Source organism: Alteromonas sp. 14N.309.X.WAT.G.H12 (genome assembly GCF_036697315.1).
Classification (GTDB): domain Bacteria; phylum Pseudomonadota; class Gammaproteobacteria; order Enterobacterales; family Alteromonadaceae; genus Alteromonas.
Genome location: NZ_JBAHZB010000005.1, coordinates 13010 through 34029 on the forward strand (window position 1 = coordinate 13010; position 21020 = coordinate 34029).

Below are 21020 nucleotides of genomic sequence, written 5' to 3' on the forward strand. Positions count from 1 at the left end.
GTTTATGATCAAGCGCGGACATGCGCGTATTGGCACATCAGAGCTCGATCGTGGACAAACGGTTATTGCGCCTGAAGGTAGCACGGCCAGTCCACTATGGACAGATGCCCATAAAGTGGATGTTGCGGTAGACGTAGATCACGAGAAACTGGAACAATTGTTTATTGACACCTACGCTTATTAGTACCTCTAGCTAATAACAAAAAAGCGCCAAGAGGCGCTTTTTTTATCGGTGAATTATGATTGAACCGCCCCTTCCGCCCGACGAAGAAGCGCGTCTAGCGGAACTGTTAAGTTACCGTATTCTTGATACTGACAGCGACAAGGTCCTCGATGACATCACCTTACTGGCTTCACAAATTTGTGAAACGCCCATTGCGCTAATCAGTCTTGTGGATCCCGACCGGCAATGGTTTAAATCGAAGGTGGGCATAGACGTAGAACAAACCCACCGAAATATCTCTTTTTGCGGCCATGCCATACTCGATCAATCCATGCTGGAAGTCTACGATACGCTCAAGGATGAGCGTTTTCACGACAACCCACTGGTTGTGGGCGCCCCAAACATTCGGTTTTATGCTGGTACGCCCCTAATCACACCCAATGGTTATGCCTTAGGCACTCTTTGTATCGTCGATTCGAAGCCAAAGGTCCTCAACAACTTACAAAAAGCAGCATTGGATACCTTAGGTCGCAATATCATCACCCACTTGGAATTACTCAAACGGAATGCCGAATTAACCCAGGTGAATAAAATAAAAACGGCTTACCTTTCTACGTTAAGTCACGAATTTAAGACCCCGTTAAACGCCATATGTAGCTTTGGCAAACTCCTTGAAGAAGAAGCTAAATCCCAGCAGTTACCGGCGCTATTTCAAGATGCCCTCAATCACATTAACGCAAGTGGTGAAAAATTGCTGGCCGCAGTAGACAACCTTTTAGGCATCGATAACGAGGACATCGACACCGCCCCAAAATCCGTTAATACCGTAGGTTCAAAGGCATTTTTCCACCATATTTTTCATACCTTGGAAAATCATGCCCGGGGACACGGCATTCAAATCAGTAGCCATGTTGAAAGCACCATTCCCGACACATTAACCTTCAACAATGCCGGCTTTTGTAAAATTATGCTCACGATCCTCGATCATGCCTTTCGCCATGCTGCGCCCAATATGCATATTGATATTATGCTTTACTACCGATTAGGTGATCTCATCCTATTGGTAAAAGACAGCCACTGTGGTTTTACGTTAAAAGCCTTAAACAAAGTGTATGTGAACCTTGAAGACACCCCAGAGGAGGTTTCTTATCTTACCAAGCTGCGTATTTTGGTGGATAGCTTAAACGGCCGCATAAAGGTTAAAAGCGGAGGCAAACAGGGCGCCTTGTATATGTGCTCTCTTCCGGCCACCACCGATGAGCCCATGTTAAAGCATGCTCCCACAACGTCCCGCTTTACCGACAACCCGGCTATTTTAGTGGTGGAAGATAATGAAATTAATCAGGAAGTGATGAAGTCCTTACTTGGGCAGCACGAACTCATTGCGGATTTTGCCAGCGACGGCGAAACCGCCTTATCCATGATCCAGTCCCGCCAATATGATCTTATTTTTATGGATATCAACCTGCCGGGCATATGCGGACTGGAAACCACACAAAAAATCAGGGAAACTGCCCCTTCAATACCGGTTATCGCCGTTACGGCCAATCTCATCACAGACCGAGAAACGATGAGAGAAGCCGGTATGGATGCTGTGCTAACGAAGCCCATTGAACAGGCATCTTTAGCTCGCGTGCTTAATTTGTATCTAATTTATGGGGGCAAGATTGACTAACCAGCAAACCATTCGTGCACAGCTACGACAACAACTACGAAAGCGCCGTACCAGCCTGTCCTTACATGAACAACAATCCGCCTCTGACGCCCTGGTAAAAAACATCACAAAGCTCCCCCAATGGCAAGAGGCCAGCTGTATCGCTGGGTATCTTGCTAACGATGGCGAAATCGATTTAACCCAGGTAATGCACCATGCCTGGCACCAACAACGCCGAACCACCGTGCCGGTTATTCATCCTTTTAACCGCAAAAACCTGTTATTTTTACAGTTTACGGCCACAACAAAGCGGGTTAAAAACCGCTTTGGCATTGATGAGCCTATCCTTGCCTGCCCCAGTGTGGTGCCCCTTAAACAACACGACATCATTCTGATGCCGCTGGTGGGTTTTGATGAAGCGGGGAATCGGTTAGGCATGGGAGGCGGATTTTATGATCGTGCCCTCGCCTCTAGTCATCACTGTTCACCACGCCCTTGGTTAATCGGTACCGCTCATGATTGCCAATGCGTGGACAACCTGCCGGTGGCTTCCTGGGACGTACCTTGTGACGTCATTGTCACCCCTTCGCGGATAATTTATCCCACATCGCGAGATTGTTGCTAAATTGATCACTATTCGTTCTTCATTTCGGTTAAAATTCACAAAACCTTTGGAGGACGAATAATGGAACAAAACGCAAAAAAGAAAGCCGTGGCCGAAGCGGCTATTAAATACGTTGAGGCAGACAGCATTGTGGGCGTTGGCACAGGCTCTACGGTGAATTACTTTATCGATGCTCTAGCCGAAATAAAGCATACCATTGAAGGGGCGGTTTCCAGCTCAGATGCCTCAACTAAGCGCCTTGAAGCCCACGGTATTGAAGTATTTTCCTTAAATAACGTCGATGACCTGTCAATTTACGTTGATGGCGCTGATGAAATCACCGAACACAAACATATGATCAAAGGCGGCGGTGCGGCATTAACCCGTGAAAAAATCGTTGCGGCGGTCGCTAAAACCTTTGTGTGTATTGTTGATGACAGCAAACAAGTGCCCATACTCGGTCAGTTTCCATTACCCGTTGAAGTGATCCCCATGGCCCGCTCCTATGTGGCCAGAGAATTAGTAAAACTGGGCGGCGATCCGGTCTACCGGGAAGGGGTAATCACCGACAACGGCAATGTGATCCTGGATGTTCACAACCTAAGCATTATGGATCCACGAAAGCTTGAAACCACCATCAACGGCATAGCCGGGGTTGTCACCAATGGTATATTCGCCAATCGCGGCGCGGACATTGTGTTGGTAGCATCTAACGATGGCGTAAAAACTTATAACTAAGTCGATGACAAGGAAGAGACTTCTTCCTGTCATTGGTCTGACAAATTCAACATCCTGCGCCAGTTGGAAAAATAGCACTTTTATCCTTCTTTAATTTTTGCTATTTTCCCATATAGACGTCCAGATGTCTTTTTATAAACCTACAATTTGAGATGCAAGGCAATGAGTAAAGTATCACTACCCAAGGATAAGATCCGTATACTGCTGCTTGAAGGCGTACACCAAAGCGCAGTAGAAACCCTGAAGAACAACGGCTACACCAACGTAGAGTATTTAAAAACCTCGTTGTCCGATGCTGATCTTAAAGAAAAAATAAAAGACGTTCACTTTATCGGTATCCGTTCTCGTACGCAGCTTACCGAAAGTGTTATTGCAGCAGCACAAAAATTGGTTGCTGTGGGTTGCTTCTGTATCGGCACTAACCAAGTCGATTTGAAAGCCACACAAGTACGCGGTATTCCCGTATTTAATGCCCCTTTCTCTAACACCCGTTCCGTTGCTGAACTGGTGCTAGGTCAGTTAATTCTGTTGTTACGTGGTATCCCTACCAAAAATGCCAAGGCCCATCGCGGGGAATGGCAAAAAAGTGCGGTTGGCTCTTTTGAAGCACGGGGTAAAACCTTGGGTATCATCGGATACGGTCATATCGGTACACAATTGAGCATACTGGCAGAACACCTGGGTATGCGGGTTCAATTTTATGATATTGAAGATAAACTGGTACTGGGTAACTCTGTACAAGTAAAGTCCCTTGATACCTTGCTAGCCACCTCTGACGTGGTATCGCTGCATGTTCCAGAAACCGCTTCAACAAAAGACATGATCGGCAAAGAAGAACTGTCCAAAATGAAAAAAGGCAGCATTTTTATCAATGCATCACGGGGTACAGTGGTCGATCTCGAAGCCTTAGCAGAAGCCATGGCCAGCGAACATTTAGCCGGTGCAGCCATTGATGTATTCCCGGTAGAGCCAAAATCAAACACCGAAGAGTTTCTCTCTCCCCTTCGTGAATTTGACAATGTTATCCTCACGCCTCACGTCGGTGGTAGCACCCAGGAAGCACAGGAAAACATCGGCATTGAGGTTGCTGGAAAGCTTGCTAAATACAGTGACAACGGTTCCACCTTGTCTGCGGTTAACTTCCCAGAAGTATCTCTGCCTGATCACCCAGGTCGCTCGCGGTTACTGCACATCCATCAAAACCGTCCTGGTATATTGAACCAGATTAACCAGACCTTTGCCGATAAGGGGATCAACATTGAAGCCCAATACCTGCAAACCAGTGCTGAGATTGGTTATGTGGTGGTTGATGTAGAAGCCAACAAAGCAGACGAAGGTTTAGCTGAGTTGCAGCACATTGAAGGCACAATCAAAACCCGCCTATTAATGTAGCAAGTTACTGTTAGCCAAAGCATAAAAAAAGCCCGTTATTTAACGGGCTTTTTTGTGCAAAATGGATAGCTTCTTAGTAGAAGTTATAAACTAGGGTCACTGCGGTAGACGTATCGAGTTTATCTATGTCTTCACTTACGTGAGTGTTGTGATCAAGACGTACAGATACCTTCATGGAAAGGTTACCGGCAATGGTTGCTGTTAATGCAGATTCAGCACGTGATTTTGTATTGTCGCTACCCACTTCCGTACTCATTGTTTGTGAGAACTTCGCAGTATCTGAAATCATCCAGTTAAATTCGCCAGAAGCACGAACGATGAAGCTGTTTTGTTCTACGTCTTCGTCAGTTTCTGCCCATGAATAACCCGGACCGATTGAGTATTCCAGTGTTGTGGAATCATTTTCCCACAATTTTTGGTTCCAACCCGCAGCCAGTGTAGACTGATAGTTATAGCTGCTAAAACGGTCATCTTCATAGGAAGCAAAGCCGAACAAACGGTAATCAGGGTTATCTAATTTATAGTTGCCCTGTGCCGATGCGAAGAATTTCTGCGCTGATGTTTGATCAACGTCTTCTCCGTCGTCATCTTCAACTGATTCTTTTTTATACAACCCTTCCAGGTTGTAGTCATTACTCCATCTATCCAGCTCTTGATGGCCTACTAATGACGCATTGATAGAAGTCGTATCAGTGTTACCTGTGGTGAAGATAAGACCTAAACCACCTTCAAGAGTAAAAGGTTTTACGTCATCTTGTGCGAATGCGGCTGTAGTACCGAGGGTACTTAACGCAGTGATAGCTAGCAGTTGCTTTTTCATTTGTTTTCCTAAATGTTTTGAATCCATACAACCAGACGTTCTAATCACAACACTGAGGTTGTGTGCGTCTGGCTAAGCGTGAATAGTCCTTTTTTTCAATGTTCCCCATCTGAAATCCTATGCCAGTCACTTGGCAGGACTGATGCGCGCTGTCTATCAGCGTCGTCGACTTATCATTATTTTTTAGAAAAAGCGGTATACAATAGATACCGTTGTTTCCGTATTTAACCCCTCGGAATCCTCCAAGGGTTGTGTGTCATACGACAAAGTGATCCCCAGCTTCATAGCCAACGAATCAAACAAGCTTGCGGAAAGTGCCGTTTCAGAACGGGTTTTAATATTGTCCTGCCCCACTTCTGCACTCATAAATTGACGCAAAAGCGCTCCAGTATTCCATTCATACTGGTATTCACCAGAGGCACGCACAATAAAGCCGTTATTTACGTTAGTTTCTGTACCGTCTTCCGGTGCCACAAAGGCATAACCCGGTCCCACGCTATAGCGAAAAGAACTTTCTTCATCTTTCCACATACGGCGGGACCACCCTCCGGCAAACGATGCACGATAATCATAGCCATTAAACCTATCATTCTCGTAATCGGCATACATAAAGGTGCGTCGACCGGGAGTCTTAAGCTTGTAATCAAATTGTACGTAACCGAAAAAACGCTGTGCGGTGACTTCCGCTGTGGTTTCACCATCGTCGTCTTCGGTTAAAGATTCTGTATAGAGCAACTCAGCCGAATAATTGTTATTCCAGTGCTTAGTTTCATGCTCGGAACGTAACGCACCTTTGAATGAAGTTGCGTCTGTATTTCCAGTGGCGGCAAGAATACCTATTTCACCCGTCAGCGTAAAGTGGGGAGGGCCTTCTTCACTACCAAAGTCTATATCTGAGTTGTATAAGGTATTGATCATGCTGCTATCTGACGCCCACAACGGGCTACACATTGGCAGAAGCAAACATGTCAATAGACGCCATCGAGTTGAAAATGGTTTAAACATGGATATTTTTTTATTAACTACTTGTTGTTATTTGCGCACGGTATAACGTCGTCAGTGCAAAAAGTACGGAACTTTTATAACACCGACGTCGCTACTTTCTCAGTTTCTGTATTCGCGTAAGCGATGGTATTTTTTAATAAATCATTATTAGTATTAAGTTTATCGGCTATTTCTGGCGTAAATGGCGCGATATTGCCGTACTCCGACGGCTTATTTTCACGAATTGTAACGCGCATCGAGCACGCCAACAAACCAATATCCCCATCTTCCTCTTGTTTTGACGCATGATGTAGCCATTTCACCGGATAATATAACTTCATCGGCAGCTGCCATTCTTCCATGATCACGCCGGAGCAATGGGCAAAGGTAAACCCATAGTGCGCTTGTTGTTTTTGCCAGGGTAAGTCATCGGATTTCAACTGGATATAGGCCATGTATTTTTCCGGATCATATTTGGCGACAACCAACTCGCTTAAATTATGCAAAATACCCAATACAAAAAATCGCTCGCTCCCGCGTTGATGAATGGATTTGGCTAAATATTGTGCCAACACGCCGTTGTAAACAGATGAGTACCAATGCTGCTTAAGATCAACATACTCACTTTTAAAATGGTTAAACGCGGTATTGGCCGTTTCTGCCATCACTAGGTTATACAAGGCCTCGCCACCTACCACACTAATGGCTTTCGCCACAGAATCAATTTGCGATGGAAAACGAAACAAGGCACTGTTGGCAAGCCGCAAAATCTTCGCGGTCAAAGAGGGATCCAATGATATAAGTCGGCTGATGTCATCCACATCAGAATGGGTGTCATCCAAAATTTTACGTATTTTAATGCATATTTGGGGAAGCGTAAAAGACTCACTAGCATAGGAAACGTAGTTATCCAGTAGCATTAATCTTGGCCCTTCTATTTTCTGCTATTAGCGTATAGCCTGTTCCATCCAATCAGGTGTCGTCCTGATCAGGAAATAAAGAGTGCTGTTGCGGCGCTAACCCTGCTGTTTCGTCAGACTCCGTTGCCTGTCGACGCAGGGCCACCTGTTTACGACGCTGACATGCACGAATAATGGTTCGTTTGGCCGCATCGTCTATTTTTAACCAGTACAGTCTTTCATCACGACTGCGAAAGCATCCTAAACAATACCCTTTAGGCCCCGACTGACAAACGCCAATACAGGGGCTAGGTACATCAAAAAACTCCATCTGATCAGGATGATTTGTTTTTACCGCCATAAATGACCCGAAGAAGGTGAGTTTGCTACTGTTATCACTACCATGCCTTAAATTTCTCGTTGCCATGGATTGTAACGTGTATAAATTTTACTCACAAACCAACTGTGCAGCCATTGCCAATCCCATTGTATTGGCGGCGCTGAATCTACCACTATGTGGACGAATACATTACCCGCCGCACCGATAAAAACAGCGGCAATATCTGTCATGCCAGCGCCCGTTTAAACATCTCTAAAGACTGTCTTAACCAGTATTTACGGGCGTCACAAGGTTTATGTAAGGGTAGCAAACCTGCCCCTTGTACCGCTAAAAATTTACATAGGCGAATCAAAATAACCGTTAAAAACGTCAACCGGAAGGCGCAATCATGGCAAATTGTGGCAACGTGAACAAAAAAACCGCCCGAAGGCGGTTTTTAACTCGTAGTTCTTATTTAAGACGTCAAAGGTTATGCCCGTTTTCGGCGTACTAAATAATAGAAGACCGGCGTTAATACCAAGCCAAAGAAGGTCACCCCCAACATGCCTGAAAACACCGCCACGCCCATGGCCTGACGCATTTCAGCGCCCGCGCCGGTGGAGAGCACCATAGGCAACACGCCCATAATGAACGCCACTGAGGTCATCAAGATAGGACGCAGACGCAACCGACAGGCTTCTGTCACCGCCTCCAGTGCCGTGCGCCCCTGCTCTTGCAGTTCTTTGGCAAACTCCACAATCAATATGGCGTTTTTCGTCGCCAGACCAAACAGTACAATCAGCCCGATTTGGGTAAATATGTTGTTGTCGCCACCGTAGATCCCCACTCCCACCAAGGCACTCAATAGGGTCATAGGCACAATCAGGATTATCGCCAGTGGTAAAGACAAGCTTTCATACTGGGCCGCCAACACCAAAAATACCAGGAGCACCACGAGAGGGAAAACATATAGCGACGCATCACCGGCCAAAATTTGCTGATACGTTAACTCAGTCCATTCGTAACTCATCCCCAGAGGCAAGGTGTCATCCAAAATGTTCTCGATGGCGGCCTTAGCTTCATCGGAACTATAACCGGGCATGGGCGCACCGTTAATTTCCGCTGTCACATAACCATTGTAATGCATCACTCTGTCAGGGCCGGCAGTATGGTTAATCTCTAAAAACGCGCCCAACGGGATCATTTCACCCTGTTGATTACGTATTTTGAACTGCTTGATTTGTTCGGCATTTTGACGAAATGGCGCATCGGCCTGCACATTCACCTGATAAGTTCTGCCAAACAGATTAAAATCGTTCACATACACAGAGCCTAAATAAGTTTGTAAGGTATCGAACAAGGTATCGATATTTACACCCATACTGATGGCTTTTGTCCTGTCTACATCCACGTCAAGCTGAGGCACATTCACCCGATAGCTGCTAAAGACGCCGGTTAATACGGGATCTTGCCAGGCTTTTTGTACAACTTGCTGGGTAACACTGTTAAGCGCTTCATAGCCTAAATTACGCCGATCTTGGATCTGCAAACGAAAGCCGCCAATGGTGCCTAACCCCAATACTGGCGGCGGCGGAAAGACCGCCACATAGGCTTCTTTAATGGCCGCAAACTTCTGGTTTAACTGGCCGGCTATTGCCTGGGCAGAAAGCCCAGCACTTTCTCGATCCGCGAATGACTTCAAGGGAAAAAATACCACCCCCGAGCTGGGACTGTTGGTAAAACCGTTAATATTCAGCCCAGGAAACGCCACCACATCCGCAACCCCTGGTTGTGTTAACGCCATAGCCGACATCTCTTTGACCACCGCTTCGGTACGATCCAGTGACGAGGCATCAGGCAACTGTGCAAACGCCACCAAATACATTTTATCCTGTGCAGGCACATACCCGGTGGGCGTAGCACTAAACTGTTGCCACGTTAACAGCAACATTCCGGCATACAGCACCACCACAATACCCGATTTGCGGATCAAACTTCCCACGCCTTTTGTGTAAGCCTGGGCACCACGCTCGAAAAAGCGGTTAAATGGGGCAAAAAGCCAACGGCCTAATACCTTGTCCATGCCCCTTGTTAACCAGTCTTTCGGCGCATGGTGGGATTTTAGCAACAAGGCTGACAGCGCAGGACTGAGAGTAAGGGAGTTAAGCGCTGAAATCACCGTGGAAATGGTAATGGTAAGGGCAAACTGACGGTAAAACTGTCCGGTAAGGCCAGACATAAACGCCGTAGGAATAAACACCGCGGCCAGCACCAGCGTAGTAGCAATAATAGGGCCGGTCACCTCTTTCATGGCAATGGTGGTAGCTTCAACGGGACTATGGCCATCGGCAATATTGCGCTCCACATTTTCCACCACCACAATGGCATCATCCACCACAATACCAATGGCCAGCACCAAACCAAACAAAGAAAGGGCATTTAATGAAAACCCCAAAAGATGCATAAAGGCAAACGTACCCACAAGGGAAACCGGCACGGCCACAAGGGGAATAATGGATGCGCGCCAGGTTTGTAAAAACAGCACAACCACCAACACCACCAGCAACACGGCTTCAAACAAGGTATTGACCACCGCTTCTATCGAGCCACGCACAAAAACCGTAGGATCATAAACGATATCGTAGTCCAGTCCTTCGGGGAAGGATTGGGATAATTCGCTCATGGCAGCGCGGACATCGTTACTAATTTGAATGGCATTGGAACCCGGCGCCTGAAAAATGGGCAGCGCCGCCGCCGGTTTGTTATTTAAAAGGGAACGCAGGGTGTAATAATCTGCTCCTAATTCCACTCGGGCCACATCTTTTAGGCGAATAACCTCGCCACTGGTGCCCACCTTAATAATAATATCGCCAAACTCTTTTTCATCCAGCAAACGGCCATGCACATTAATTAGTAGCTGAAACTCGCTGCCACCTGCCGGTTGCGCCCCTAAACTTCCCGCCGCAGCTTGCTGGTTTTGCGCTTCAATGGCGCTGATAACATCAGCGGCGTTAAGCTGTAATGCCGCAATTTTATTCGGGTTTAACCATACCCGCATGCTGTATTCCCCAGCGCCAAACAGGCGAACCTCGCCCACACCATCAATGCGGTTTAGCTCATCTTTAATGTTTTGCTCGGCATAGTTAGACAAATACAGCATGTCATAGCGACTGTCTGGCGAGGTCAGGTGCACCACCATAGTTAAATTAGGCGAGGACTTTTCTGTCACAACCCCTAAACGTTGAACTTCTTGAGGTAAACGAGATAACGCCCGATTTACCCGGTTTTGTACCAAGGTGGTGGCGTTATCAGGATCCGTGCCTATCGCAAATGTAATGGTCAACGTCATGCGACCGTCTGAGTTTGCCTGACTCGACATATACAGCATGTTTTCCACGCCATTAATTTCTTGCTCAAGAGGCGTGGCCACGGTTTCGGCAATGACTTTTGGGTTAGCGCCGGGATAGTTCGCGGTCACCACCACGGTAGGAGGAACCACTTGGGGGTATTCGGTAATGGGCAGCTTCCATACCGCGATGGCACCACCAATAAAAATCAGTAACGAAAGGACACCGGCAAAAACGGGCCGGTGTATAAAGAAGCGGGAGAAATTCATTAACGCTGTCCTTTAACGGAAGTTAACGGAGGTAACGCCGCCGTCATCCTCCCTTTGTCGGACACATAGCGCTGCCATACCTGTAACTGTTTAAAAGCGTCACTTTCCTGCATAGACACCTTATTGGGTGCAACGGTCACACCTGGACGTACCCGCTGTAATCCATTCACCACAATGGTATCGCTTGGCGCTAACCCCTTGTCGATAAAACGCAATGATCCCACTTTGTCGCCTAAGGACACCGTGCGGTAGACAAGTGTATTGTTGTCATCCAGCACCAAAACATACTTGTTGTTTAAGTCAGTGCCCACCGCAGTTTCTTCAATTAAAATGCGATCTTTTGACTCCCCACTGGCCAGACGAATATGAGCGAATAACCCCGGAACCAAGGCACCGGACTGATTATCAAATACCGCCCGTACCTTGATGGTGCCCGTATCGGGATTTACCTGATTATCGATAAAATCTAATTGTCCCCAATAATCGTAACCCTCGCCGTTGGCCAGTTGCATGGCCACCGGTAACTGACTTAATTGCTCGTAATTGGCATTTTGGGTATAGGTAAGATAAGTGCTTTCATCGATATCAAAGTATGCGTACAAGCGTTTTGTTGACACGATGGACGTTAATAAACTTTGCCCTGCGGTTACATAGTTTCCCGCAGTAATATTGGCCCGGGAAATACGCCCTGAGATGGGGGCTTCTACCCGTGCAAAACCACGGTTCAACTGGGCTAAATCCAGCGCGGCCTGAGTTGCCGCAACATTAGCTTTCGCCTGTTCAACACCGGCGCTTCGTGTGTCGGCCACCTCTTTGGATATGGCATTGGTGCGTCGTAACATCCCCGCGCGATCCGCATCCAATTTAGCAAGCCTTAAACGGCTTTTCGCTTCATCTAACTGAGCCGATAACCGATCCACTTCGGCTTTAAACGCCCGGTTATCGATAAGAAACAAGGTTTGTCCCTGCTCTACCCATTGCCCTTCTTCGAAGGCCACAAAATCGATATAGCCCGAAACCCGTGGGCGCAGTGCCACTGTTTCCACCGCCTCTAAGCGACCGGTAAAAGCATCCCATTGAGCGATATTGGTATGAATAACCGGTGCAACGTCCACTGGAATTGAAGCCGGTGTGGCCGTTGCCCCAGCCTGATGTTCTGGGTTAATTTCATTGCTACCGCAGGCAGTTAAATAAATTGCAGCGGTAATAAACAATGCTATTTTAAGTTTATTTTTCATTGCAGGCATTCTCGTTGAGTGTGAATGCTGCGCATTATGCCCACGGCGAAACAATAAAAATAATTATATATTTATATACAACACATCATTTTATGTAATATATTGACAGCCCAACCACAGAGGACTCAGCGTGCGTACCCAAGATCTCAATTTACTTATGATATTTGACGCCATTATGACCGAAGGGGCCATCACCCGAGCCGCCGAACGCCTGGCAATGACCCAGCCTGCGGTGTCGAATGCGTTATCCCGAATGCGTGGTGCCTGGGGCGACGAGCTCTTTATTAAAGATGGTCGGGGTATTCAACCCACCGCTTTTGCCAGAAACTTGTGGAGTCAAATACAAACACCACTAAGCCAATTGGAAAGTGCGGTTGATCCTGTTTCCTTTGAACCGGCCACGTCAAAACGCACCTTTAGGATAGCGGCCACAGATACCTTGGTGAATATGGTTTGGGGGCCGTTACGACAAATTATCGAGCAACAAGCGCCAGGGATTAATATTTATGCCATACCCAACCCCAACAGCGATTGCGACCAAATTTTAAAAGATGCTGAGGCAGAATTAGCCATATCCAAATACGTATTACCCAGCGGGGTTATTCGTAGTCAGCATTTATTAGATCCTAAGTACGTGGTTGTGATGCGCCCTGATCATCCTTTGGCGAAGGATAAATTAACCTTGGATGATTTTGTTCGCGCCCAACATTTACTGGTGTCCATTACCGGTGATGTTACCGGCCCCACCGATCAAGCCCTCACTAACCTTGGCTTGAGCCGGCGCATTGCCATGACCGTTAACGATTTTTACAATGTGGCGCCGTTACTTCTGCAAAGTGATTTGATTTGTGTCGCCCCTTCATTGGTTGTCGAAGACCATATTTTTGCCGGACGATTAGCTGTTTTTGAAACCCCGGTGGAAATCATGGCCACTCCCATGTCCCTTTTATGGCATAAACGCCAGGATGTGGATCAAGGTTTACAATGGTTACGACATCATGTGGTGCACATTATTCAGCAACGGGTTGCTCAGCATGACGCCCGCTTATCTCAATGCTGCAGAAAAGGGTACTGCCCGGAAACCGTGAAAACCATGAAAGAACGTCAAAGGCAGTTTCAGTGTGACAAATCCAATGCTTCGTTAACCGTGACACCGAAAAAAATCTCACAAACCAATGCAGTAAATAAGGCCTAGGGCTAAAAAAGAGAATATTTGGCAGCTAAAAACAAAAAACGAGGCAAAAAGCCTCGTTTTTTTATGGCGTATTAACGCTTATTTTTTCTTCGCTTTCGGATTAGGCAAATCAGTAATGCTGCCTTCGAAAATTTCAGACGCCAAGCCGATAGACTCGTTCAGTGTGGGGTGAGCATGAATGGTCAATGCCACATCTTCCGCATCGGCACCCATCTCAATGGCCAAGCCGATTTCGCCTAGCATTTCACCGGCATTCGTACCCACCATAGCGCCACCGATAACCCGAGCTGTGTCTTTTTCAAAGATCATCTTGGTCATACCGTTAGTGGCATCAGAGGCAATAGCACGTCCAGACGCTGCCCATGGGAATACCGCTGTTTCGTAGCTGATACCCTGCTCTTTGGCTTCTTTCTCAGTCAGACCTACCCAAGCCACTTCTGGCTCAGTGTAAGCAACCGATGGAATACAACGAGGATCGAAGAAATGCTTCTTACCGGCAATCACTTCGGCAGCGACATGGCCTTCATGTACCGCTTTGTGTGCAAGCATAGGCTGACCTACCACATCACCAATGGCATAGATGTGATCAACGTTTGTTTTAAGCTGTTTGTCCACATTGATGAAACCACGCTCATCAACATTAACACCCGCAGTTTCTGCGCCAATCACTTTACCGTTAGGACGACGTCCTACTGCAACCAAGACTTTGTCATAACGAACGGCTTCAGATGGGGCCTTTTTACCTTCAAAGGTCACATATAAACCATCATCTTTGGCTTCAACCGCGGTGACTTTGGTTTCCAGCATAATGTTGAATTTGTCTTTATAATCTTTCATAAAGACTTTCATGATGTCTTTGTCAGCCGCAGGAATTAACTGGTCAAGGAATTCAACCACATCAATTTTTGACCCTAAGGCTTCGTAAACCGTACCCATTTCCAGGCCGATGATACCACCGCCTAGAACCAGTAATTTTTCTGGAATATCTTTCATTTCCAGTGCACCGGTAGAGTCGATCACGCGATCATCTTCAGGGATGAAAGGTAAAGATACTGGCTCTGAACCCGCTGCGATAATGGCTTTTTCGAAGGAGATAGTGGTTTTACCGTCTTTACCTTCTACTTCAATGGAATTCGCGCCGGTGAACTTACCGTAACCTTGTACGTGTTTCACTTTGCGCATTTTAGACATACCCGCCAAGCCTTTCGTCAGCTGGCTAACCACGCCGTCTTTGTACTCGCGAATTTTATCCAGATCCAGTTTTGGCTCACCAAATGTTACGCCATGCGCAGACAGATGTTTTGCTTCTTTGATCACTTTGGCAACGTGCAATAGTGCCTTCGATGGAATACATCCAACGTTAAGACAAACACCGCCTAATGTATCCCGTGAATCTATAATTACTGTTTCAATGCCTAAATCGGCTGCGCGGAAAGCTGCGGAGTAACCGCCAGGGCCGCCACCCAGTACCACTAATTGCGTTTTAATTTCGCTCATCGTGACCTCAAAAAATCTGTCCAAATTTCAATAAGTGCGTAACACGCTTGAATTTTAACTAGGGCGTGAAAGCCCTGTAAAGTCAGAAAGGAATAAATCCTTCTAAAAAACGTATAAAGGGAGCATACCACTCCCTTTATCTTCTCTAAACTAAAGCAACATCTGGCGCATGTCTTCCAGAACTGCTTTTAAGTGTACAGCAAACCTTGCTGCCACCGCGCCGTCAATAACACGATGGTCGTAAGACAGTGAGAGCGGCACCATTAGGCGTGGCTCAAACTCTTTGCCGTTCCACTTCGGCTTAATGTCGCTCTTAGACACACCCAAGATAGCAACGTCTGGTGCATTTACAATAGGTGTAAACGCTGTACCGCCGATGCCGCCTAAGCTGGAAATAGTAAAGCAACTTCCCTGCATGTCCGCAGATTTCAATTTGCCGTCCCGTGCTTTTGCGCTGATTTCCATCAGTTCACGGGAGATATCCATGATGCCTTTTTTATCAACATCACGCACTACCGGCACGACCAAACCTCCCGGCGTGTCGACAGCAATACCTATATGGTAGTATTTTTTCTGAATTAAAGACTCACCGTCAGCAGAAAGCGAAGTATTAAATACCGGATACGCTTTCATTGCATCGGCTACCGCCTTCATCATAAATACCAACGGCGTTATCTTAACACCCAGTTTGCGTTTCTCAGCAATTTTGTTCTGATCTTTACGGAATGCTTCTAAATCAGTGATATCCGCTTCTTCAAACTGAGTCACATGAGGGATCGTCACCCAGTTACGATGCAGATTCGGTCCAGAAATTTTCTGAATACGCGTAAGGGGCTTCTCTTCAATTTCACCGAACTTAGAGAAATCCACTTTTGGCGGCGGAATCACTTGTAAACCACCACCGCTACCTTGAGCAATCGCGCCGGCTGTGGCTTTAGGACGGGCCAGCTCGTGTTTCACAAAAGCCTGAACATCTTCTTTAAGAATACGACCTTTGGGGCCTGAGGCATCTACCTGAGTTAGGTCGACGCCAAATTCACGGGCCAAACGGCGCACAGACGGTGACGCATGGGCTTTGCCTGTTTTAACTTTAGCGCCCGCAGACGGATGATGAGGTACTGGCGGTTTTTTCTGCGCAGGGGCAGACGCCGCCGGTGCCGGTGCTGCCGGTTTGCTTTCTTGTTTCGGTGCCGCAGGTTTTGCCGCCCCTTTCACTTTTAGCATAATAACCGGCGTGCCTTGTGAGGCTTTATCACCCTGTTTAATCAGTAACTTGGTAACGGTACCGGCTTTAGGTGCAGGCACATCCATGGTGGCCTTGTCAGTTTCCAGCGTAATAAGCCCATCTTCGGCTTCTACGGTGTCACCTTCTGCCACTAAAACTTCAATAACGTCCACATCAGAGGCATCGCCAATATCCGGAACGGTTACTTCAATTTCTTCTTCCACCCCGTCATCAGACGTTGTCTCTTCAGCACTGGCTGCTGGCGTGGCGTCTTCGGTAGGCGCAGAAGCGGGTGCAGCATCACTGTTTTGTGCACCGGCTACTTCCAGCGTTAATACCAGTGATCCTTCAGAGACTTTATCACCTTCTTTTACCTTCAGGCTCACCACTTTACCGGCCTGTGGTGAAGGGACGTCCATGGTGGCTTTATCGGTTTCTAACGTAATTAGGCCATCTTCGGCTTCTACGCTATCGCCTTCAGCCACCAGCACTTCAATCACGTCCACATCCGCTGCATCACCAATATCCGGTACTGTAACCTCGATGGTGGCGCTACCACCTGAAGAAGCCGGCGCCGCGCTTTCTTTAGGCGCTTCTTCCTTAGGTGCTTCTTCTTTGGCTTCGGCTGGTGAGCTTTGCTCTGCGCTTTCTTCAGCCGGGGCCGCTTCGCCGCCCGCAGCTTCTAATTTCGCCAGCAAATCACCTTCGGAAATTTTATCCCCTACTTTCACGTTCAGCTCAGAGATTTTGCCCGCAAACGGTGCTGGAATATCCATGCTAGCTTTATCACTTTCAACTGTAACGATGGAGTCTTCTGCTTCCACCTCGTCGCCAACGGCAACACACAGTTCAATGACTTCAACCTGGTCTTCGCCCAGGTCGGGTACGAGTACGTCTTTAATATCTGCCATTTTCGTTAGTCTCCCTTTCCTTAAGCGTAAAGTGGGTTAACTTTTTCGGCATCAATACCCAGATCTGTCATCGCTTTAGACAGGGTCTTGGCATCAACATCACCCGCTTTGTACAGTTCGTACAAGGCCGCGTAAGCAACATGTGCAGCGTCAACTTCAAAGTGACGACGCAAGTTCGCACGGCTGTCTGAGCGGCCAAAACCGTCAGTGCCCAATACGCGATAAGGTCCAGGGACAAAGTCACGCACCTGATCGGCGTAGTTTTTGATGTAATCGGTTGCCGCAATAGTGGGGCCATCGTTACCGTTGCTTAATACTTCAGTAATGTAAGGCACTTTGCTTTCAGCATCAGGGTGCAGCATGTTGTAACGATCACAATCCTGGCCCTCACGGGTCAGTTCGTTAAACGACGTCACGCTGTAAACTTCTGCTTCAACACCGTAGTCTTCCGCCAAAGTAGCGGCCGCTTCACGCACCTGCTCCATGATGGTACCGGAGCTCAGCAGTTTCACTTTCTTCTTGCTCTTACCTACGGTATCCAGTTTATAAATACCTTTAACAATGCCTTCTTCGGCACCTTTAGGCATAGCAGGCTGCTTGTAGTTTTCGTTCATTACCGTTAGGTAATAGAACACGTCTTCCTGCTCTTCTAGCATACGGCGTAAGCCATCTTGCACGATAACCGCCACTTCGTAGCCATAGGTAGGATCGTAACTTACGCAGTTAGGGATCAACGCTGCCTGAGTATGAGAGTGACCGTCCTGGTGCTGCAAACCTTCACCATTTAGCGTGGTGCGTCCAGCCGTACCACCTACAAGGAAACCGCGGGTTCGGGAGTCACCTGCCGCCCAAGCGAGGTCACCAACACGTTGGAAACCGAACATGGAATAATAAATGTAGAACGGGATCATGGGCAGATCGTTGGTACTGTAGGAAGTACCGGCAGCCAGCCAAGAGGCCATGGCGCCTAGTTCGTTAATCCCTTCTTGTAATACCTGACCTTTTTTATCTTCACGGTAGTACGCGACTTGATCAGAATCCTGCGGTTCGTATTTTTGACCTTGTGAAGAATAAATACCCACTTGGCGGAACAAGCCTTCCATACCAAACGTACGGGCTTCATCAGGAATAATAGGAACCACACGCTTACCGATCTTCTTGTCTTTCAACAAGGCTGTCAGCACCCGCACAAAGGCCATAGTAGTAGAGATTTCTCTGTCACCAGACCCTTTCGTCACAGCTTCAAATGCTTTAAGTTCGGGGACGGGCAATTCATCCGAGGTTTTTGCGCGGCGCACTGGCATATAGCCATGCAAGGCTTCACGACGAGCACGCAAATACTTCATTTCTTCGCTGTCTTCGTCGAATTTGAAGTACGGCAGATCGGTCAGTTGCTCATCCGATACGGGGATATTGAAACGATCACGGTAATGTTTAACCGCTTCCATATCCATTTTCTTCACTTGGTGAGCAATGTTTTTACCTTCACCGGCCGCGCCCATACCGTAACCTTTTACCGTTTTGGCTAGGATAACCTGTGGACGACCTTTGGTTTTCACTGCCCGATCATAAGCCGCATAGACTTTTACCGGATCGTGACCACCACGGTTCAAGCGCCAGATGTCATCATCTGACATGTTCGATACCATTTCTTGAAGCTCTGGGTACTTGCCAAAGAATTTCTCGCGAGTATAGGCACCGCCTTTTGCTTTACAGTTCTGATATTCACCATCAATGGTTTCGTTCATCAGTTTAAGCAATTTACCAGAGGTATCACGGGCCAAAAGTGGATCCCAGTAGCGACCCCAGATAACTTTAATCACTTCCCAGCCAGCGCCACGGAATGTGCCTTCCAGTTCCTGAATAATTTTACCGTTACCCCGTACAGGGCCATCAAGACGCTGCAGGTTACAGTTGATCACGAAAGTCAGATTGTCCAAACCTTCACGGGAAGCCAGGCCAATAGCACCTAAGCTTTCTGGCTCATCACACTCGCCATCGCCTAGGTAGCACCATACGCGCTGTTCAGAACAATCTTTAATGCCGCGATCGGTAAGGTATTTTAGGAAGCGAGCAAGGTAAATCGCCTGCATTGGGCCCAAGCCCATAGATACCGTAGGGAACTGCCAAAAATCAGGCATCAATTTAGGGTGAGGATAAGAAGACAGCCCTTTGCCATCCACTTCCTGACGGAACATATCTAACTGTTCTTCAGTTAAACGGCCTTCAATGAATGCGCGGGAATAAATACCGGGTGCCACATGGCCCTGATACATCACGTAGTCGCCGCCGTCTTTTTCATTAGGTGCACGATAGAAATGGTTAAAGCCCACATCGTAAAGCATTGCCGAAGAAGCAAAACTGGATATGTGACCACCAAGATCCAAATTCTTTTTAGAGGCACGTAAAACCATCATCAAGGCATTCCAACGCAATGCGTTACGAATTTTACCTTCAATAGTTTGGTCACCAGGCATGGTCGGTTCCTGCCCCGGTGGAATGGTGTTGATATAGGCCGTGGTGGCGTCGTACGGCAAGTGGGCACCATTTCTGCGTGCTTTCTCAATCAGTGATTCTAGTAAAAAATGAGCGCGTTCAACGCCCTCTTCTTCTAATACTGACTCTAACGACTCCAGCCATTCTTGTGTTTCTTGGGGATCCACATCTTGGTGCATCATTTCAGTCATGGTGCCATCCTATTGTTGCTGATAGTAAAAACCATCCTTACCGACGACTATCGGAGGATGATAAGACTAAACTAGGTTGTACATTGTATGAGCCTAAGTAGCTCACCGTTTTTTAATTTTCTTACCCAAACTTAGCGGTAAGTATTCCGTTTATAGGGCCTAGCCCTATATCTCCAAGCGTCTTAACGCACGTTGAACACGACTATCGCGCTGGTTGATCGCCAGGAGCGTTTTCTCAATCAAGGCAAGATGTGCATTACATGCTTGCCGAGCGGCCTCTGGATCGCGAGACGCAATGGCCGCTAAAATTTCTTTACGCTGACGGGTTACTTCGCCATTAATATCAGTTTCATCATCGTGATGCTGGGCAAACATATCGAAGTTACGTTCGATATTTTCCACCAACATGGATTGCATGGTACTCATCACATGCAACAACACCATATTGTGCGAAGCCCGCGCCATCACCATGTAAAATTCACCCACCGCCTCGGCCAGTGGCCGTTTACTGTCTTTCGGGCCAGGTTCCGGCAAATTATCTAACGCGGCTTGCAATGCCTGATAATCTTCCGGCTGCCCACGTAAGGCAGCATAATAGGCGGCCATGCCTTCAAGGGCATGGCGAAATTCAAGCAAATCGAATTGGGTTTCCGGACGGCGACTAATCAGTGCCATCAGTGGGTCGGTCATGGCAGCGTTAAGGTTGCGGTTAACAAAGGTACCGCCTCCCTGCTTGCGCTCTACAAGGCCGCGGGCCTGTAGGTTACCGATGGCTTCCCGCAAAGACGGCCGGGATACATCAAACTGCATGGCCAGTTCACGTTCGGGAGGCAATTGCTGGCCCGCCAATAAGGTGCCGTCAAGAATCATGGATTCCAGCTGCTCAGTAATCACATCTGACAGTTTTCTTCGGCCTTGACGCATAAATTGACGGATCCTCGGTTATAAAAAAGGCGGCCAAATTGTAAACAAATTTGTAAGCCACCCTTCATTGGTAATACCAATTTACCTATCTAGTTTAGGCCAGATCCAAATTCAGGTAAATAGTTAGAGACAAAAAGTCCCGTGTAAACTTACA

At 47.3% G+C, this 21020-nt stretch carries 16 protein-coding genes and 1 pseudogene; 6 read left to right on the forward strand and 11 right to left on the reverse strand.

The annotated features are described in order from the left end of the window. From V5298_RS03790 to serA, 5 genes and pseudogenes are all read left to right on the forward strand, one after another. A pseudogene (locus tag V5298_RS03790) lies at positions 1-184 on the forward strand (nucleoside hydrolase); the annotation flags it as partial. 55 nt (positions 185-239) lie between these two features. Then, on the forward strand, positions 240-1838 hold the full coding sequence (locus V5298_RS03795) for a response regulator (RefSeq protein WP_332930141.1): 1599 nt from the start codon (positions 240-242) through the stop codon (positions 1836-1838). Then, positions 1831-2442 carry a 5-formyltetrahydrofolate cyclo-ligase gene (locus V5298_RS03800; RefSeq protein WP_332930142.1) on the forward strand — a complete coding sequence of 204 codons (612 nt, stop codon included), beginning with the start codon at positions 1831-1833 and terminating at the stop codon, positions 2440-2442. Before V5298_RS03795 ends, V5298_RS03800 begins: the two co-directional genes overlap by 8 nt. A 60-nt stretch (positions 2443-2502) precedes the next feature. After that, on the forward strand, positions 2503-3159 hold the full coding sequence (gene rpiA / locus V5298_RS03805; RefSeq protein ID WP_332930143.1) for a ribose-5-phosphate isomerase RpiA: 657 nt from the start codon (positions 2503-2505) through the stop codon (positions 3157-3159). A gap of 162 nt (positions 3160-3321) precedes the next feature. After that, positions 3322-4551: a phosphoglycerate dehydrogenase gene (serA, locus tag V5298_RS03810; protein ID WP_332930144.1), complete on the forward strand. Its 1230-nt coding sequence runs from the start codon at positions 3322-3324 to the stop codon at positions 4549-4551. A 73-nt stretch (positions 4552-4624) separates the two neighbouring features. On the opposite strand, the gene V5298_RS03815 is transcribed toward serA, so the two are convergent. The 7 genes from V5298_RS03815 to V5298_RS03845 all read right to left on the reverse strand — a co-directional run bounded on the left by V5298_RS03815 (position 4625) and on the right by V5298_RS03845 (position 12427). Beyond that, entirely contained in the window at positions 4625-5371 is a 747-nt protein-coding gene (locus V5298_RS03815) for a DUF481 domain-containing protein (protein ID WP_332930145.1), read from the reverse strand. A 183-nt stretch (positions 5372-5554) separates the two neighbouring features. Further along, a complete protein-coding gene (locus V5298_RS03820) occupies positions 5555-6289 on the reverse strand; it encodes a DUF481 domain-containing protein (protein ID WP_332930146.1) in 735 nt (244 codons plus the stop codon). Between the two features lie 161 nt (positions 6290-6450). After that, complete coding sequence (locus tag V5298_RS03825) at positions 6451-7275, reverse strand: HDOD domain-containing protein (RefSeq protein ID WP_332930147.1); 825 nt, start codon at positions 7273-7275, stop codon at positions 6451-6453. Between the two features lie 52 nt (positions 7276-7327). Next, positions 7328-7615, reverse strand: a complete 288-nt coding sequence (locus V5298_RS03830) for a DUF1289 domain-containing protein (protein WP_332930148.1) — start codon at positions 7613-7615, stop codon at positions 7328-7330. A 47-nt stretch (positions 7616-7662) separates the two neighbouring features. Next, positions 7663-7824 carry a hypothetical protein gene (locus tag V5298_RS03835; RefSeq protein ID WP_332930149.1) on the reverse strand — a complete coding sequence of 54 codons (162 nt, stop codon included), beginning with the start codon at positions 7822-7824 and terminating at the stop codon, positions 7663-7665. Positions 7825-8063: 239 nt separating this feature from the next. Beyond that, a complete protein-coding gene (locus V5298_RS03840) occupies positions 8064-11189 on the reverse strand; it encodes a multidrug efflux RND transporter permease subunit (protein WP_332930150.1) in 3126 nt (1041 codons plus the stop codon). Continuing rightward, positions 11189-12427, reverse strand: coding sequence for an efflux RND transporter periplasmic adaptor subunit (locus V5298_RS03845; RefSeq protein WP_332930151.1), 1239 nt, complete (start codon positions 12425-12427; stop codon positions 11189-11191). The genes V5298_RS03840 and V5298_RS03845 overlap by 1 nt, the downstream gene beginning before the upstream one ends. 130 nt (positions 12428-12557) lie before the next feature. Between V5298_RS03845 and V5298_RS03850 the strand changes: the two genes are divergently transcribed. Continuing rightward, a complete protein-coding gene (locus V5298_RS03850) occupies positions 12558-13622 on the forward strand; it encodes a LysR family transcriptional regulator (RefSeq protein ID WP_332930152.1) in 1065 nt (354 codons plus the stop codon). Positions 13623-13700: 78 nt separating this feature from the next. On the opposite strand, the gene lpdA is transcribed toward V5298_RS03850, so the two are convergent. The 4 genes from lpdA to V5298_RS03870 all read right to left on the reverse strand — a co-directional run bounded on the left by lpdA (position 13701) and on the right by V5298_RS03870 (position 20866). Beyond that, entirely contained in the window at positions 13701-15119 is a 1419-nt protein-coding gene (lpdA, locus tag V5298_RS03855) for a dihydrolipoyl dehydrogenase (protein WP_332930153.1), read from the reverse strand. A 150-nt stretch (positions 15120-15269) separates the two neighbouring features. Next, on the reverse strand, positions 15270-17255 hold the full coding sequence (gene aceF / locus V5298_RS03860) for a dihydrolipoyllysine-residue acetyltransferase (protein ID WP_332930154.1): 1986 nt from the start codon (positions 17253-17255) through the stop codon (positions 15270-15272). 20 nt (positions 17256-17275) lie between these two features. Further along, positions 17276-19942: a pyruvate dehydrogenase (acetyl-transferring), homodimeric type gene (gene aceE / locus V5298_RS03865; protein WP_332930155.1), complete on the reverse strand. Its 2667-nt coding sequence runs from the start codon at positions 19940-19942 to the stop codon at positions 17276-17278. A 165-nt stretch (positions 19943-20107) separates the two neighbouring features. Next, entirely contained in the window at positions 20108-20866 is a 759-nt protein-coding gene (locus V5298_RS03870) for a GntR family transcriptional regulator (RefSeq protein WP_332930156.1), read from the reverse strand. Between the last annotated feature and the right edge of the window lie 154 nt (positions 20867-21020).